This is a genomic window from Pseudomonas mandelii, assembly GCF_024138395.1.
Taxonomy (GTDB): Bacteria; Pseudomonadota; Gammaproteobacteria; order Pseudomonadales; family Pseudomonadaceae; genus Aquipseudomonas; species Aquipseudomonas mandelii_E.
Window position 1 is genome coordinate 1 of sequence record NZ_JAMYDU010000019.1, and the last position, 15900, is coordinate 15900.

Annotated in this window: 15 protein-coding genes; 3 read left to right on the plus strand and 12 right to left on the minus strand. The window is 60.3% G+C overall.

Features of this window, described 5'->3' with window-relative positions:
* Nucleotides 1-188 precede the first annotated feature (188 nt).
* The 3 genes from NHU87_RS21980 (at nt 189) to NHU87_RS21990 (ending at nt 3251) form a co-directional block, all read left to right on the plus strand.
* The gene (locus NHU87_RS21980; protein ID WP_253552475.1) at nt 189-1226 is read left to right on the plus strand and encodes an NADP-dependent oxidoreductase; all 1038 of its coding nucleotides are present in this window, start codon (nt 189-191) and stop codon (nt 1224-1226) included.
* A 74-nt stretch (nt 1227-1300) separates the two neighbouring features.
* Nucleotides 1301-1903, plus strand: a complete 603-nt coding sequence (gene recR, locus NHU87_RS21985) for a recombination mediator RecR (RefSeq protein WP_095051991.1) — start codon at nt 1301-1303, stop codon at nt 1901-1903.
* 199 nt (nt 1904-2102) lie between these two features.
* Nucleotides 2103-3251, plus strand: coding sequence for an acyl-CoA dehydrogenase family protein (locus NHU87_RS21990; RefSeq protein ID WP_253552478.1), 1149 nt, complete (start codon nt 2103-2105; stop codon nt 3249-3251).
* Nucleotides 3252-3387: 136 nt separating this feature from the next.
* Here the strand turns inward: NHU87_RS21990 and NHU87_RS21995 are convergent, their stop codons facing one another.
* From NHU87_RS21995 to ccoN, 12 genes are all read right to left on the minus strand, one after another.
* Nucleotides 3388-3936: an adenine phosphoribosyltransferase gene (locus NHU87_RS21995; protein ID WP_253552480.1), complete on the minus strand. Its 549-nt coding sequence runs from the start codon at nt 3934-3936 to the stop codon at nt 3388-3390.
* Between the two features lie 79 nt (nt 3937-4015).
* Nucleotides 4016-4750, minus strand: a complete 735-nt coding sequence (gene fnr, locus NHU87_RS22000) for a fumarate/nitrate reduction transcriptional regulator Fnr (RefSeq protein WP_253552482.1) — start codon at nt 4748-4750, stop codon at nt 4016-4018.
* 92 nt (nt 4751-4842) lie between these two features.
* The gene (gene hemN / locus NHU87_RS22005; RefSeq protein ID WP_253552484.1) at nt 4843-6225 is read right to left on the minus strand and encodes an oxygen-independent coproporphyrinogen III oxidase; all 1383 of its coding nucleotides are present in this window, start codon (nt 6223-6225) and stop codon (nt 4843-4845) included.
* Between the two features lie 191 nt (nt 6226-6416).
* Nucleotides 6417-7100, minus strand: a complete 684-nt coding sequence (locus tag NHU87_RS22010; protein WP_253552486.1) for a sulfite exporter TauE/SafE family protein — start codon at nt 7098-7100, stop codon at nt 6417-6419.
* Nucleotides 7093-7311, minus strand: a complete 219-nt coding sequence (gene ccoS / locus NHU87_RS22015) for a cbb3-type cytochrome oxidase assembly protein CcoS (RefSeq protein ID WP_253552488.1) — start codon at nt 7309-7311, stop codon at nt 7093-7095. The genes NHU87_RS22010 and ccoS overlap by 8 nt, the downstream gene beginning before the upstream one ends.
* 22 nt (nt 7312-7333) lie before the next feature.
* Nucleotides 7334-9784: a heavy metal translocating P-type ATPase gene (locus tag NHU87_RS22020; RefSeq protein ID WP_253552490.1), complete on the minus strand. Its 2451-nt coding sequence runs from the start codon at nt 9782-9784 to the stop codon at nt 7334-7336.
* A 135-nt stretch (nt 9785-9919) separates the two neighbouring features.
* The gene (locus NHU87_RS22025) at nt 9920-10459 is read right to left on the minus strand and encodes a FixH family protein (protein ID WP_253552492.1); all 540 of its coding nucleotides are present in this window, start codon (nt 10457-10459) and stop codon (nt 9920-9922) included.
* Nucleotides 10460-10470: 11 nt separating this feature from the next.
* The gene (ccoG, locus tag NHU87_RS22030) at nt 10471-11886 is read right to left on the minus strand and encodes a cytochrome c oxidase accessory protein CcoG (RefSeq protein WP_253552494.1); all 1416 of its coding nucleotides are present in this window, start codon (nt 11884-11886) and stop codon (nt 10471-10473) included.
* 322 nt (nt 11887-12208) lie between these two features.
* Nucleotides 12209-13192 carry a cytochrome-c oxidase, cbb3-type subunit III gene (gene ccoP / locus NHU87_RS22035; RefSeq protein ID WP_253552496.1) on the minus strand — a complete coding sequence of 328 codons (984 nt, stop codon included), beginning with the start codon at nt 13190-13192 and terminating at the stop codon, nt 12209-12211.
* Nucleotides 13189-13374 carry a CcoQ/FixQ family Cbb3-type cytochrome c oxidase assembly chaperone gene (locus NHU87_RS22040; protein ID WP_003175465.1) on the minus strand — a complete coding sequence of 62 codons (186 nt, stop codon included), beginning with the start codon at nt 13372-13374 and terminating at the stop codon, nt 13189-13191. The genes ccoP and NHU87_RS22040 overlap by 4 nt, the downstream gene beginning before the upstream one ends.
* Nucleotides 13375-13379: 5 nt before the next feature.
* Nucleotides 13380-13988 (minus strand): cytochrome-c oxidase, cbb3-type subunit II, encoded by a 609-nt coding sequence (gene ccoO, locus NHU87_RS22045; protein ID WP_007905434.1) that lies wholly within the window; start codon nt 13986-13988, stop codon nt 13380-13382.
* Nucleotides 13988-15430 carry a cytochrome-c oxidase, cbb3-type subunit I gene (ccoN, locus tag NHU87_RS22050; RefSeq protein ID WP_253552498.1) on the minus strand — a complete coding sequence of 481 codons (1443 nt, stop codon included), beginning with the start codon at nt 15428-15430 and terminating at the stop codon, nt 13988-13990. Before ccoN ends, ccoO begins: the two co-directional genes overlap by 1 nt.
* Nucleotides 15431-15900 lie beyond the last annotated feature (470 nt).

Genomic DNA, 15900 nt, shown 5'->3' on the forward strand with positions numbered 1-15900 from the left:
CTTTCTTTCATGGAACCTCCAAATTGGCGAAATCATATCGCCCTTAAGAGGTGTCCGGAATTATTAGGCCAGATCAGGCTTGCCCGCGAAGAAGCCAACTCGGTCCTCGGAAGAAACATCGAACGTGACACCCACACAAAGGTCTGCTCCCTATACAGCCGAAATTCATCGATCAAGGAGACGCTCACATGCCACAAGCATTGACCCTCAACCAACGTATCGTCCTGGTGTCCCGCCCGGTGGGCGCGCCGACACCGGAGAATTTCCGCCTGGAACGGGTAGCGCTGCCAAACCTGGCCGATGGTCAGATACTGCTCAAGACGCTTTATCTGTCGCTCGATCCCTACATGCGCGGTCGTATGAGTGACGCGCCGTCCTACGCTGCCCCGATAGAAATCGACGAGGTGATGACCGGTGGCGCCGTCAGTCGTGTCGAACGTTCGCTGCATCCGAAATTCCATGAAGGTGATCTGGTGGTCGGCGTCACGGGGTGGCAGAGCCACAGCATCAGCGACGGGCGCAACATCATTCCGATCCCGTCCGGGCTGCAGAGTCCGTCGATGGCCTTGGGTGTGCTGGGTATGCCCGGCATGACCGCCTATATGGGATTGATGGACATCGGGCAGCCCAAGGAAGGCGAAACCCTGGTGGTGGCGGCTGCGTCCGGCGCGGTGGGTTCGGTGGTCGGCCAAGTGGCGAAGATCAAGGGCTTGCGAGTGGTCGGTGTAGCCGGTGGCGCAGACAAATGCCGCTACGTGGTCGAGGAGCTGGGCTTCGATGCCTGTATCGATCACAAGCGCGCGGATTTCGCCGAAGAGTTAGCGCTGGCCTGCTTCAAAGGCGTGGATATCTACTTTGAAAACGTCGGTGGCAAGGTGTTCGATGCGGTGCTGCCGCTGCTCAACCCCAAAGCGCGGATTCCTCTTTGCGGTCTGATTGCCTCCTACAACGCCCATGAAGCGCCGAGCGGGCCGGATCGCTTGCCACAGTTGCAGCGCACGCTACTGACCAAGCGCGTGCGGATTCAGGGCTTCATTGTGTTCGATGACTACGGTGACCGTCAGCCGGAATTCATCAGCGCCATGGCGCCGTGGGTGCGTGATGGCAAGGTGAAATTCCGTGAAGACGTGATCGACGGCCTGGAGAACGCGCCTCAGGCGTTCATCGGTCTGCTGGAGGGACGCAACTTCGGCAAACTGGTAGTGCGGGTTGCGCGGACTGAGTAATTGACGGCGCTATTTGACGCTAAACAGAGGCGCGGGTATAAACCGCGTCTCGTTGTTATGTCGGACTTTTCCCCATGAGCTTCAGCCCTTTGATTCGCCAACTGATCGATGCCCTGCGAATTTTGCCGGGTGTGGGTCAGAAAACTGCCCAGCGCATGGCGTTGCAACTGCTTGAGCGTGATCGCAGCGGCGGTTCGCGACTGGCCCAGGCGCTGAGCCAGGCCATGGAAGGGGTGGGCCACTGCCGCTTGTGCCGCACGCTGACGGAAGATGATCTGTGCCCGCAATGCGCCGATCCGCGCCGCGACGACACCTTGCTGTGTGTGGTGGAAGGTCCGATGGATGTTTACGCCGTGGAACAGACCGGTTTTCGCGGTCGCTACTTCGTGCTCAAAGGCCATCTGTCGCCCCTAGACGGATTGGGACCGGACGCCATCGGCATTCCACAATTGATGGCGCGGATCGAAGAGGCGGGCACGTTTGCCGAAGTCATCCTCGCCACCAACCCGACGGTGGAAGGCGAAGCCACCGCGCATTACATCGCTCAATTGCTGAGCAACAAAGGCCTGATCGCCTCGCGCATCGCCCATGGCGTGCCGTTGGGGGGCGAGCTGGAATTGGTGGATGGCGGGACATTGGCGCATTCGTTTGCCGGGCGTAAGCCGATTGCCTTGTAGTGTCTGAACTGGCCCCTTCGCGGGCAAGCCTCGCTCCTACAGGAATTGGTGGTGTGTCCACAATATATGGCACAACAAAACCTGTAGGAGCGAGGCTTGCCCGCGAAGAATGCACCTCGGTCCATCTGATTCACACAACTCTATTGAAAACCAAGCAAGCGCTCGGTTAACTTCGCTGAACCTTCAGTGGAGTTCGCCGATGCCTGCCTTTCAGGAATACTTCGACCCCAGCCACCAATTGGTCCGCGACAGCGTCAGACGTTTCGTCGAGCGCGAGATTCTTCCGGACATCGACCAGTGGGAAGAAGCCGAAAGCTTCCCCCGCGAGCTCTACCTCAAGGCCGGCGCGGCGGGGATTCTCGGCATTGGTTATCCCGAAGCCTTGGGCGGCAGTCACGAAGGCGATGTGTTCGCCAAGATCGCCGCCAGTGAAGAGCTGATGCGCTGCGGTTCCGGTGGTCTGGTCGCGGGGCTGGGCTCGCTGGACATTGGACTGCCGCCGATCCTCAAATGGGCCAGGCCCGAAGTCCGCGATCGCGTTGTGCCTCAGGTGCTGGCGGGCGAGAAGATCAGCGCCCTGGCCGTCACCGAGCCCAGCGGCGGCTCCGACGTCGCCAACCTGCAAACCCGTGCCATGCGGGACGGCGACTTTTACCGGGTCAGCGGCAGCAAAACCTTCATTACCAGCGGCGTTCGCGCGGATTTCTACACCGTTGCGGTGCGCACTGGCGAACCCGGGTTTGGCGGCATCAGTTTGTTGCTGATCGAGAAGGGCACGCCCGGGTTCACCGTCGGTCGTCAGTTGAAGAAAATGGGCTGGTGGGCGTCGGACACTGCCGAATTGTTTTTCGACGATTGCCGGGTGCCGGTTGGCCATCTGATCGGGGTCGAGAACATGGGTTTCGCCTGCATCATGGGCAACTTTCAGAGCGAGCGTCTGGCCCTGGCGCTGATGGCCAACATGACCGCGCAGTTGGCGCTGGAGGAAAGCCTGAAATGGGCTCGTCAGCGCGAAGCTTTCGGCAAACCCATCGGCAAGTTCCAGGTGCTCAAGCACCGTCTCGCGGAAATGGCCACGGCGCTGGAGGTGTCACGGGAGTTCACCTACCGCCAGGCAGCGAAAATGGCGGCCGGGCAGAGTGTGATCAAAGAGATTTCCATGGCCAAGAATTTTGCCACTGATACGGCTGATCGCATCACGACCGATGCGGTGCAGATTCTCGGTGGTCTTGGTTACATGCGTGAAAGTCTGGTGGAGCGGCTGTACCGGGATAACCGGATTCTGTCGATTGGCGGGGGGACGCGGGAAGTGATGAACGAGATCATCAGTAAGCAGATGGGGCTTTGAGTTTTGCGGTGTTACGGCTGACGCTTTCGCGGGCAAGCCCGCTCCCACAGGGATTTTTGTCGTATACAAGATTTGTATTTAACGACAATCCCTGTGGGAGCGGGCTTGCCCGCGATGGCGTCAGTACAGACGCTGCTTATTTATCGGTAAGGGCAAACTGCGTCAGGCAAAACGTAGGAATCCCCATGTCTTCCAGCCGCTGCGAACCACCCAGCTCCGGCAAATCAATGATTGCCGCCGCTTCATGCACCCGCGCGCCCATGCGCTGAATCAGGTTCGCCGCCGCGATCAGCGTGCCGCCGGTGGCGATCAGGTCATCGAACATCACCACCGCATCACCCTCGCACAGGCTGTCGGCATGGACTTCGAGAAAGGCTTCGCCGTACTCGGTCTGATAACCCTCGGCCAGCACGTCGGCGGGCAATTTGCCCTGCTTGCGGAACAGCACCAGCGGCTTGTTCAACTGATAGGCCAGGATCGAACCGATCAGGAAGCCCCGGGCATCCATGGCGCCGATGTGAGTGAAGTCGGCCTCGACGTAACGATGGGCAAAGCTGTCCATCACCAGGCGCAGGGCTGTGGGTGACTGGAACAAGGGGGTGATGTCGCGAAAGATCACGCCCGGCTTGGGAAAGTCGATCACGGGGCGGATCAAGGATTTGATGTCGAAGGAGTCGAAGACCATCGTCGAAGTGTCCTGGCGGGCTGCAAACGTCGCAGTATAGCGGCGGCTGAACCGTTTCGCTCAGCCGCCATCGCCAGGATCAGCCGTCGATTGAGCCGCCGGCCAGGGCGCAGAGCTGGATCGGGTCGAGGATGTGCACTTCCTTGCCTTCGGCGGCGATCAGTTCGTTTTGCTGGAAGCGGGTGAACACCCGGGACACGGTTTCCACCGCCAAGCCCAGGTAGTTGCCGATCTCGTTGCGCGACATGCTCAACCGGAACTGGTTGGCCGAGAAGCCCCGGGCGCGGAAACGGGCCGACAGGTTGACCAGGAACGTGGCGATGCGCTCGTCGGCGGTTTTCTTCGACAGCAGCAACATCATTTGCTGATCGTCGCGAATCTCGCGGCTCATCACTCGCATCAACTGACGGCGCAGTTGTGGCAGTTGCAGGGCCAGTTCGTCGAGGCGATCGAAAGGGATTTCGCACACCGAAGTGGTTTCCAGGGCTTGCGCCGAGACCGGGTGCTTTTCAGTGTCCATGCCCGACAGCCCGACCAATTCACTCGGCAAATGAAAGCCCGTGATCTGCTCTTCGCCGCCATCGCTCAGGCTGAAAGTCTTCAGGGCGCCGGAGCGTACTGCATAAACGGAATCGAACGTGTCGCCCTGGCGAAACAGGAACTCGCCTTTTTTCAGTGGGCGACCACGTTTGACGATATCGTCCAGCGCATCCATGTCTTCCAGATTCAGAGAAAGTGGCAGGCAGAGGGGGGCCAGGCTGCAATCCTTGCAATGAGCCTGGCTATGAGCGCGCAGTTTTACTGGCTCGGACATTTCTTTAATCCTTGTGGGAAAACACACATAAGCTGTAAGGGTAACCCACGGGAGGACATTCGGGCCAGCCTGCGACATTTAGCCACCGGTGCCTAGATCACGCGTGAAAAGCGCTGGCGATTGCTGTGTTCCAGGTACGCATCGAAGACCATGCACACCGAGCGCACCAGCAGACGGCCCGCCGGGAGTACGGTGATCCGTTGGTTGTCCAGTTCGATGAGCCCGTCCTTGGCCATGTCCTGCAACTGTGGCCAGAGTTCGCCGAAGTAACCGCGAAAATCGATATTGAAGGCCTGTTCGATCGTTGCGAATTCCAGGTTGAAATGGCAAATCAGTTGCTGAATCACGGCTCTGCGCAAGCGATCGTCAGCGTTGCACACCAGACCACGGCTGGTGGCCAGTTGAGCGGACGCCAGCGCGTTCTGGTACTGGTTCAGGTCGCTGCTGTTCTGACAGTACAAATCGCCGATCTGGCTGATCGCCGATACCCCCAGGCCGACCAAATCGCAATGGCCGTGGGTGGTGTAGCCCTGGAAGTTGCGTTGCAGGGTCGATTCTTCCTGAGCAATCGCCAATTCATCATCGGGCAGGGCGAAATGGTCCATGCCGATGTAGCGGTAACCGCCGGTCGTCAGTTGTTCGATGGTGCGCTGGAGCATTTCCAGCTTCTGTGCTGGCGCCGGTAGATCGCTGCCGTTGATCCGCCGTTGCGGCATGAAGCGCTCCGGCAGATGGGCGTAATTGAACACCGAGAGCCGGTCCGGTTGCAGGCTGATGACTTCGTCGACGGTGCGGGCGAAGTTCTCGGGCGTTTGCTTGGGCAGGCCGTAGATCAGATCAATGTTGATCGAGCGAAATTGCAGGGTTCGGGCAGCGTCGATCACTGCGCGGGTTTCTTCCAGGCTTTGCAGGCGATTGACCGCCCGTTGTACCGCGGGATCGAGGTCTTGAACGCCAATGCTGACCCGATTGAAACCCAGTTCCCGGAGCAGACCCATGGTCGACCAGTCCGCCTCGCGAGGGTCAATCTCGATACCGTAGTCGCCGGAATCGTCGTCCAGCAGATTGAAATGCTTGCGCAGCTGAGCCATCAACTGACGCAGTTCGTCGTGGCTGAGAAAGGTCGGCGTGCCGCCGCCGAAATGCAGTTGCTCGACTTTCTGCGTCGGGTCGAGGTGGCAGGCAATCAGCTGGATCTCCTGTTCCAGACGCTGCAAATAGGGCAGGGCACGGCCACGGTCCTTGGTGATGACTTTGTTGCAGGCGCAGTAGTAGCAAATGTTCGCACAGAACGGCACGTGCACATACAGCGACAGCGGCCGCAGGGCTTTACGGCTGTCGCGAAGGGCGTGAAACAGGTCGAAGGTGCCGACCTGGCTGTCGAATTGCACGGCGGTCGGGTACGAGGTATAGCGTGGTCCCGCCAGGTCGTAACGGCGGATCAGATCTGTGTCCCAACGAATGGCGTCGAGCATGCGGGCATTCCCCCGGATAGGCTGGCAGTGTTTGCGAGTCTAGGGAGAAGTGCGCAAAGGCATCTTGATTTGCATCAAGGGTCGGGATTTGTGGTGTCAGTGAGGGCCTCTTCGCGGGCAAGCCTCGCTCCTACAGGAGTTCGCGGTCCCTTGTAGGAGCGAGGCTTGCCCGCGAAAGGCGCACCGCCGATCTAGTGCCCCATCAGCCAATGTTGATGCGGCCCTGGCAAGGTCCAGATGCCAAACAGCATCACCAGCAAGCCACCGGTCATGCGGACGCTGCGTTTGCGCAACAACGCCGTGACACGTTCGGCCGCCAGCCCTGTGGCGAGCAGCACCGGCCAAGTGCCCAACCCGAATGCCAGCATCAGCAATGCACTGTCCAGCGCATTGCCCTGGCTCGCCGACCACAGCAATGTGCTGTAAACCAGCCCGCACGGCAACCAGCCCCACAATGCGCCCAGCAGCAGGGCGCGGGGCAGGTTCGACACGGGTAACAGTGTGTTGGCCACCGGCTGGATATGCCGCCACAGGCCGCGACCGAGGCTTTCGATACGGGTCAGGCCGCTCCACCAGCCGGCCAGGTACAGACCCATGGTGATCAGCAGCAGTCCGGCGAAGATGCGCATGAACATCGCCGCCGGACTATTGGCCACGGCCCAGCCGGCCAAGCCGATCAGCAGGCCGGCAACGGCGTAACTGAGAATTCGCCCCAGGTTGTAGGCCAGCAATAATCGAAAGCGTCGGCTGCGTTGCTCCTTGGGGATCGCCAGGGTCAATGCGCCCATCAAGCCGCCGCACATGCCCAGGCAATGCCCGCCGCCGAGCAGGCCGAGGATCAGCGCAGACACCAGCAGTGGCGCCAATTCAAGCATGGGGCGGCGCCTTTTCGTCCGGTTTGGCCGGAGGGCCGCTGGCCTCGTCGACCGCTGCGGTGTGGTTCGGGTCCTGATCGTCGAACAGGATGCTGTGGGCCGGGCCGTCGAGGTCGTCGTACTGACCGCTGTCGACCGCCCAGAAGAAGATGTAGATAGCGATGGCCACGATCAGCAGCGCGGCCGGGATCATCACGTAGAGAGCTGGCATCTGGACTCCATGCCCGCGCGGCTCAGGCCGGCAGCGGACGGGTTTCTGGCGTGGTGCCGACAGCCGGCGCGCTCGGCAGGCGAGTCAGGCGCAGGGCATTCAGCACCACGGTCAACGAACTGATCGACATGCCGACCGCGGCCCATACCGGAGTGATCCAGCCGAGGGCGGCGAACGGCAACATGAGGCCATTGTACAGCGCCGCCCACAGCAAGTTCTCGATGATGACCCGACGGGTACGACGAGCCAGGCTGAAGGCTTGCACCAGCGCATCGAGGCGGTTCGACAGCAGCACCGCGTCGGCACTGGTTTTCGCCAGATCGGTAGCCGACCCCATCGCCACGCTGATGTCGGCGGCAGCCAGCACCGGCACGTCATTGACCCCGTCACCGAGCATCAACACCTTGCGGCCTTCCTTGTGCAGCTGCTGCAGCACCTGCAATTTATCGTCCGGACGCAAACCGCCACGGGCCTCGTCGATGCCCAATTCGGCAGCGACGCTGGCAACCATCGGCGAGCTATCGCCAGATAGCAGTAACGTGCGCCAGCCGCGAGCTTTGCAGGCTGTCAGCAGGGCGGGCGCGTCGGCGCGCAACCTGTCGTCGAGCACGAACCACGCCAGCGGCCCGTGGTTGTCGCCGAGCAGCAGCCATTGGCCGGGCTCATCGGGCATGACTGGCGTTTGAGCGCCGCTGAGTTCACAGACAAACCCTGGCTGGCCAATGCGCAGGCGTTGCGCGCCGACCAACCCCTCAAGGCCCAGACCCGGTGTGCTGTGAACTTCTTCGGCGGCCAGCGGCGCGCGGCCAAAAGCCCGGGCAATCGGGTGTTCGGAGCGGTTTTCCAGAGCAGCGGCGAGGCTCAGGCATTGATCGCTGGTCAAGGCACCAAGCGGCCGTATCGAACGCAAGGCCAAGCGACCTTCGGTGAGGGTGCCTGTCTTGTCGAAAATCACCGTGTCGATCTGGTTCAGGCCTTCCAGCACATGGCCGCGTGTCAACAACAGACCGAGCTTGTGCAGTGTGCCGGTGGCGGCGGTGAGGGCGGTTGGCGTGGCCAGCGACAAGGCGCACGGGCACGTCGCAACCAGCATCGCCAAGACGATCCAGAAGGCTCGCGAAGAATCCAGTTCCCACCACAGCAGGCCAATGGCGGCCACCGCGATAAGTGACAACAGCAAAAACCATTGCGCGGCGCGGTCGGCGATTTCCGCCAGTCGTGGCTTTTCGGCCTGGGCGCGATCCAGCAGGCGGACGATGGCCGACAGGCGCGTGTCCTGCCCCAGCGCCAGGACTTCCACGGTCAGCGCCCCTTCGACGTTCAAGGTGCCGGCGGTGACGGCGTCGCCCGGGGTTCGTGGTTGTGGCAGGTATTCGCCGGTCAGCAGGGATTCGTCGATGCTCGATTGACCCTCGAGGATTTTGCCATCGGCCGGCAGGATCGAGCCGGGATGCACCAGCACCTGATCGCCAACGCGCAATTCGCTGAGCAGAATCCGCTCGCTCTGGCCGTCGGCACTCAGCCGCAGGCAGGAGGCGGGCAGCAGATTGACGAGCTGTGCGGTTGCGGCGGCGGTGCGTTCCCGGGCGCGACGTTCCAGATAGCGCCCGGCCAGCAGGAACAGCGCGAACATCCCCACCGCATCGAAGTACAGCTCGCCGACCCCGGTGATTGAGGTCCAGATCCCGGCGAGGTAGGCACTGCCGATCGCCAGCGACACCGAGACGTCCATGGTCAGGTGACGGGTGCGCAGATCGCGCATCGCGCCCTTGAAGAACGGCGCGCAGCTGTAGAACACGATCGGCGTGGTCAGAAACAGCGCGACCCAGCGCAGGATGGTGTGCAGCTCGGGGCTGAGGTCGATGTTGAATTCCGGCCAGGTGGCCATGGTTGCCATCATTGCCTGGAACCACAGCAGCCCGGCGACACCGAGCTGACGCAGCGCCAGACGGTTTTCGCTGGCCAGTTGTTCACTGGCACGGTCGGCCTGATAGGGGTGGGCGGCGTAACCGATGTGGCGCAATTCACTGAGCACCTGGCTCAATGGTAATTGTGCATCGGCCCAGCGCACATGCAGGCGATGGTTGGACAGGTTCAGGCGTGCTTCGGCCACCGCCGGCAAGGCACGCAGGTGTTTCTCGATCAACCAGCCGCAGGCGGCGCAACTGATGCCTTCCATCAACAGCGTGGTTTCGGCGAGTTCGCCTTCGTGGCGGACAAAGGGCTGCTGCACATCGGCGCGATCGTACAGTGCCAGTTCGTCCACCAACTGCACCGGCAAGGCTTCGGGGTTGGCCGAGGCTTCGCTGCGATGCTGGTAATAACTTTCCAGCCCACCGGCCACAATGGCCTCGGCCACCGCCTGGCAACCCGGGCAGCAGAACTCGCGGATGTCCCCGAGGACGGCGGCGGTGAAGCGGCTACCGGCCGGGACGGGCAGGGCGCAGTGGTAGCAGGGGGTTGGAGTAGTCATGAGGCGTTGTCCGATGATCGTTCCCACGCTCTGCGTGGGAATGCCTCCCCGGACGCTCCGCGTCCGCTTCGGCCGGGACGCAGAGCGTCCCTGGCTGCGTTCCCACGCAGAGCGTGGGAACGATCAGGGTAAGGCTTATTTTTTCAGGTCTTCCGCGCCTTGCAGCGGTTCATCACCGAGCAGCAGATCCTTGGCATGGCTGACTTGTTCTTCTTCGAACATGCGCCAGATCTTGTCATCCTGCATACCCAGCAATTCGACAAAGCGACGACCTTCAATCTTGTCGCTCAACTGGCCAATGTAGCGGCCCTGTTCGGTTTCGCTGCGGGCCAGGGTGATCTTGCGATCCTTCTCCGGCTGAGTCGGTGAAATCAGGTTCAGTTCAAGGGTTTTCGGCTGGCTGTTGCCGCTCAGGCGCAGGTCGACTTCGCCGGTCACGTCATCCAGATGCACGCTGGCACGCAGTTGCAGGGTCTGGGCCAGCAGTTCGCGGTCCAGCGAACGGTTGATGCCTTTGCCGGCCTCGTAATAGTTGTCGTTGACCAGGTTGTCCGGGTTGTTCACCGCGATGGTCACCATCGACAGGGTCAAGGTCACCGAGCAGGCCAGAATGGCGATAATGATCCATGGCCAAAGGTGCTTGTACCAGGGACTTGCGGCAGTTGCTGCGGGCATGATCACTTCTCTCAACGAATTTGTGGGCCGATGAATCGGCTCTTGGCTTCAACGTGGACGTTGGCGTCGTCGGCGTCCTTGAGGATGAATGTTACCTCGTTGGTGCTCGACGGCAGTTGTTCCGGTGCGCTGGACAGTTCGACCGGCTGACTGAAAATCTCCCCGGCGGCGACCTTGATCTCGCGCTTGCCTTGCAGCTTGAGGTCCGGCAGGCCGGTGGCCTCCAGCACGTACGTGTGGTCGTGCTGGTCCTTGTTCATGATCTTCAGGCTGTAGACGTTTTCGATCCGGCCTTCGGCGTTCTCGCGATACAACACGCGGTCTTTACTGACATCGAAGCCGACCAGCGAGCGCATGAAGAACGCGGTCACCAGCAACGCGATCATCGCCAGCAACACCAGGGCATAACCGATCAGGCGTGGGCGCAGTTTATGGGTTTTTTGCCCCGACAGGTTGTGCTCGGTGGTGTAGCTGATCAGGCCGCGCGGGTAATCCATCTTGTCCATGATGCTGTCGCAGGCGTCGATGCATGCCGCGCAGCCGATGCATTCGATTTGCAGGCCGTCGCGGATGTCGATACCGGTGGGGCAGACCTGGACGCACATGGTGCAATCGATGCAGTCGCCCAGGCCCTGAGCCTTGTAGTCGATGCCTTTCTTGCGCGGGCCACGGCTCTCGCCACGGCGCGGGTCGTAGGAGACGATCAGCGTGTCCTTGTCGAACATCACGCTTTGGAAGCGTGCGTACGGGCACATGTAAATGCATACCTGCTCGCGCAACCAGCCGGCGTTGCCGTAAGTGGCGAGGGTGAAGAAACCAACCCAGAAATACGACCAGCCATCGGCCTGCCCGGTGAAGAAATCGAGCACCAGTTCGCGAATCGGCGAGAAGTAACCGACGAAGGTCATGCCGGTCACGAAACCGATCAGCAGCCACATCGTGTGCTTGCTGAATTTACGCAGGAACTTGGTGGCGCTCATCGGCGACTTGTCGAGCTTGATGCGCTGGTTGCGGTCGCCTTCGGTGACTTTTTCGCACCACATGAAGATCCAGGTCCACACGCTCTGCGGGCAGGTGTAGCCGCACCAGACCCGACCGGCATACACGGTGATGAAGAACAGGCCAAAGGCACTGATGATCAAGATGCCCGAGAGCAGGATGAAATCCTGAGGCCAGAAGGTCGCGCCAAAAATGAAGAATTTACGTTCCGGCAGGTTCCACCAGACGGCTTGATGGCCGCCCCAGTTCAGCCACACCGTGCCGAAATACAACAGAAACAGCCCAGCACCGCCGATCATCCGCAGATTGCGAAACAGGCCGGTGAAGGCGCGGGTGTAGATCTTTTCTCGAGAGGCGTAGAGGTCGACGCTGTTGTTCGCGTTCTTGGCAGGCGGAGTGACGTCGTGTACCGGAATCTGATTGCTCATCATTGCATCCCACGGCAGTGGAAAAATGCCCGGTCAGTACGTGCCGACCGCGGTCAAAAAGAGGTGTTTCAGTGGCGCAATGATACGCCTGTAGCTCTAGCACAAGGGTGCGACCTTTGGTCGCGTTGGGGGAAATCAATTGATGGTGTAATGACTTGAATCAATTGACTTGTGAATTATGGACGAGTTTTCGCACGGGAGTGCCCACCGCCACTTTCCGGTTGATCCCGATGCCCAGGTCGATTGCATAGTGGAATCCAAACAAAACGGCCCCGCCAATTCTCATTGGCGGGGCCGTTTTTTGTTGCATCAAGCATTTGCCTTACTGGGCGTCTGCTTCCGGTGCTTTTTCACCGTGAGAGAGGCTGTAGACGTAGGCGGCCAGCAGGTGAACCTTGTCGTTGCCTTGCAGCTGTTCTTGCGCAGGCATCTGACCCTGACGGCCGTAACGGATGGTCTGCTGCAGTTGAGCGAAGCTCGAACCGTAGATGAAACCGGTCGGGTGGGTCAGGTCAGGGGCGCCCATTGCTGGCGTGCCTTTACCTTGTGGGCCATGGCACGCCACGCAGTTGGCGGCGAACAGTTTCTGGCCGGCAACCGGGTCAGCCTTGGTGCCTTCCGGCAGCTTGCGGTCATCGAGGTTGGTCAGCACGAACGCGGCAACGTCTGCAACGCCTTGCTCGCCAATTACTTCAGCCCAGGCCGGCATCACAGCGTGACGACCGCCCATGATGGTGGTCTTGATGGTTTCTGCCTCGCCACCCCAGCGCCAGTCGGTGTCGGTCAGGTTAGGGAAGCCGTAGGCGCCTTTGGCGTCGGAACCGTGGCAGACCGAGCAGTTGGAGGCGAACAGGCGGCCACCCATCTTCAGGGCTTGCGGGTCTTTGGCCACTTCTTCGATTGGCATGGAAGCGAACTTGGCGAAGATCGGGCCGAACTTGGCGTCCGATCTGAGCATTTCCTTCTCCCACTCGTGAACGCCGGTCCAGCCGGTCTGGCCGTTGGCGAACGCGGTCTTGTTCTCGTTATCGAGGTAGTTGTAACCCGGCAACAGGCCTTTCCAGTTACCCAGGCCCGGGTACAGCACCAGGTAGCCGAGGGCGAAGATGATGGTGCCCACGAACAGCATGAACCACCATTTCGGCAGCGGGTTGTCATACTCCTCGATCCCGTCGAAGGAGTGGCCGACCGTTTCATCGGTGGATTCGCTGCGCTGGCCCTTGCGGGTGGACAGCAGCAGCCAGGTCAGGGCGAAGATGGTGCCGAGACTGAGGACTGTGACGTACAGACTCCAGAACGTAGTCATTCTTTGTTACTCCTAGAAGCTTGCTCGACGTGCTTGATGGCTTCGGGATCATCCGCGAAAGGCAGCAAGGTCGCGTCTTCAAACTCCGACTTGCGCTTGGGGCTGAACACCCACAGCGCCAGACCGATGAAGGCCACCATCACAACAACGGTGCCCAGGCCACGAATCATCCCGATATCCATCTAAATCACCGTTTGCTTTTGATGATGGTGCCCAGGCCTTGCAGATAGGCCACCAGCGCGTCCATTTCGGTTTTGCCCTTCACAGCATCCTTGGCACCAGCGATGTCTTCGTCGGTGTAAGGGACGCCGAGCGTGCGCAAGACTTCCATTTTCTTGGCAGTGTCTTTGCCGTCGAGCTTGTTTTCCACGAGGAACGGGTAAGCCGGCATTTTCGACTCAGGCACTACGTTGCGCGGGTTGTACAAATGCGCACGCTGCCAGTCATCGGAGTAACGACCGCCGACACGGGCCAGGTCCGGACCGGTACGCTTGGAACCCCACAGGAACGGGTGGTCCCAAACGCTTTCACCGGCGACCGAGTAGTGGCCGTAACGTTCGGTTTCAGCACGGAACGGGCGAATCATCTGCGAGTGGCAGCCGACGCAACCGTTGGCGATGTACACGTCGCGGCCTTCCAGTTCAAGGGCGGTGCGCGGCTTCATGCCCTCGACCGGCTTGTTGGTGACGTCCTGGAAAAACAGCGGAACGATTTGAGTCAGGCCGCCGACGCTGACGGCGATAACCATGAAGAAGGCCAGCAGGCCAATATTCTTCTCGACTGCTTCATGCTTCATCAGTGAGCTCCAACTACAGCAATCTTGGTAGCGGCTTCGGCTTCAACCGGGTTCGAGGCGCGAACGGTACGGAACACGTTGTAGGCCATGAACAGCATGCCACTGGCAAAGAACGCACCGCCCAGGGCACGAACGATGAAGCCTGGGTGGCTGGCTTGCAGCGCTTCAACGAACGAGTAGGTGAGGGTGCCGTCATCGTTGATTGCACGCCACATCAGGCCCTGGGTGATGCCGTTGACCCACATCGAGGCGATGTACAGAACGGTACCAATGGTCGCGAGCCAGAAGTGCGTGTTGATCAGGGCGATGCTGTGCATCTGCGTGCGACCGAACAGTTTCGGGATCATGTGGTAGATCGCGCCGATCGAAATCATCGCTACCCAGCCAAGAGCGCCGGCGTGTACGTGGCCGATGGTCCAGTCGGTGTAGTGCGAGAGCGAGTTGACGGTCTTGATGGCCATCATCGGGCCTTCGAAGGTCGACATGCCGTAGAACGCCAGCGATACCACGAGGAAACGCAGGATCGGGTCGGTGCGCAGCTTATGCCAGGCGCCCGAGAGGGTCATCATGCCGTTGATCATGCCGCCCCAGCTGGGTGCCAGCAGGATGATCGACATCGCCATGCCCAGGGACTGAGCCCAGTCCGGCAGTGCGGTGTAGTGCAAATGATGCGGACCGGCCCAGATGTACAGGGTGATCAACGCCCAGAAGTGCACGATCGACAGACGATAAGAGTAGATCGGACGTTCGGCCTGCTTCGGAACGAAGTAGTACATCATCCCCAGGAAGCCGGTGGTCAGGAAGAAACCTACCGCGTTGTGGCCGTACCACCACTGGATCATCGCATCGGTCGCACCCGAGTAAGCCGAGTAGGACTTGAAGAAACTGACCGGCAGGGACGCGTGGTTGACGATGTGGAGCATCGCGGTCACGACGATGAAGGCACCGTAGAACCAGTTACCGACATAGATGTGTTTGGTCTTGCGCTTGACGATGGTGCCGAAGAACACCAGACCGTAGGTGACCCAGACAATAGCCAGCAGAATAGCCAGAGGCCATTCCAGTTCCGCGTATTCCTTGGTGGTCGTGAAACCCATCGGCAAGGTAATGATCGCGCCGACGATCACCGCTTGCCAACCCCAGAAGGTGAAGGCCGCGAGGCTGTCGGAAATCAGTCGCGTTTGGCAGGTTCGCTGCACGACGTAATAGGAAGTGGCAAACAGCGCACAACCACCGAAGGCGAAAATCACCAGGTTGGTGTGCAGCGGGCGCAGGCGTCCAAAGCTCGTCCATGCCAGACCGAAGTTCAACTCCGGCCAGACCAGTTGCGAGGCGATGAAGACACCGAGCCCCATGCCAAGGATCCCCCAGACCACCGTCATGATGGCGAACTGGCGGACTACCTTATAGTTATAAGCAGTCGGACTGATTGCTGTGCTCATTCTAAGGTTCCACGGTTTGGGTGTTTTATTAGGAGTAAAAATCGGCCGCAAGTATGTAGAAAGCGGGGGGTCATTGCAACGCGCCATGACATGGGTCAATGCTTTCAAAAGCTGATTCTGCGGCCTTTCCATGCGCTGCGTAAGGACAAAATTGCCCTCGGACAAATGTCGCAACGGATGAAAGAGGCGAGGGGTTCAGGTCAGTTGTAACGGGGTATGTTCAAACACGACGATGGTGTAACAGAGGACAACGGGGACGATAGCCGGTGTCTACCAGCCTTTGCGGCCTGTTATCGAGCAAATTCGTCGAACACATCGGGTTGAATCGACCTGGAACCGGCGCTGGCCAGCACGCCTCGCAGGACAGCTTAAACCTGAATCCGGCGAACCGAAAGGAAAGACAAGGGAGGGTGCGACAATGCGTCGCAAAGGGGCAGTGAACTGCCGCATCCGGGTGAATGCGGCGTTGC

Bases quoted from the DNA above. Each gene is read 5' to 3' on its own strand.
- NHU87_RS21980 (WP_253552475.1), top strand. From the start codon at position 189: ATGCCACAAGCATTGACCCTCAACCAACGTATCGTCCTGGTGTCCCGC.
- recR (WP_095051991.1), top strand. From the start codon at position 1,301: ATGAGCTTCAGCCCTTTGATTCGCCAACTGATCGATGCCCTGCGAATT.
- NHU87_RS21990 (WP_253552478.1), top strand. From the start codon at position 2,103: ATGCCTGCCTTTCAGGAATACTTCGACCCCAGCCACCAATTGGTCCGC.
- NHU87_RS21995 (WP_253552480.1), bottom strand. From the start codon at position 3,936: ATGGTCTTCGACTCCTTCGACATCAAATCCTTGATCCGCCCCGTGATC.
- fnr (WP_253552482.1), bottom strand. From the start codon at position 4,750: ATGTCCGAGCCAGTAAAACTGCGCGCTCATAGCCAGGCTCATTGCAAG.
- hemN (WP_253552484.1), bottom strand. From the start codon at position 6,225: ATGCTCGACGCCATTCGTTGGGACACAGATCTGATCCGCCGTTACGAC.
- NHU87_RS22010 (WP_253552486.1), bottom strand. From the start codon at position 7,100: ATGCTTGAATTGGCGCCACTGCTGGTGTCTGCGCTGATCCTCGGCCTG.
- ccoS (WP_253552488.1), bottom strand. From the start codon at position 7,311: ATGCCAGCTCTCTACGTGATGATCCCGGCCGCGCTGCTGATCGTGGCC.
- NHU87_RS22020 (WP_253552490.1), bottom strand. From the start codon at position 9,784: ATGACTACTCCAACCCCCTGCTACCACTGCGCCCTGCCCGTCCCGGCC.
- NHU87_RS22025 (WP_253552492.1), bottom strand. From the start codon at position 10,459: ATGCCCGCAGCAACTGCCGCAAGTCCCTGGTACAAGCACCTTTGGCCA.
- ccoG (WP_253552494.1), bottom strand. From the start codon at position 11,886: ATGAGCAATCAGATTCCGGTACACGACGTCACTCCGCCTGCCAAGAAC.
- ccoP (WP_253552496.1), bottom strand. From the start codon at position 13,192: ATGACTACGTTCTGGAGTCTGTACGTCACAGTCCTCAGTCTCGGCACC.
- NHU87_RS22040 (WP_003175465.1), bottom strand. From the start codon at position 13,374: ATGGATATCGGGATGATTCGTGGCCTGGGCACCGTTGTTGTGATGGTG.
- ccoO (WP_007905434.1), bottom strand. From the start codon at position 13,988: ATGAAGCATGAAGCAGTCGAGAAGAATATTGGCCTGCTGGCCTTCTTC.
- ccoN (WP_253552498.1), bottom strand. From the start codon at position 15,430: ATGAGCACAGCAATCAGTCCGACTGCTTATAACTATAAGGTAGTCCGC.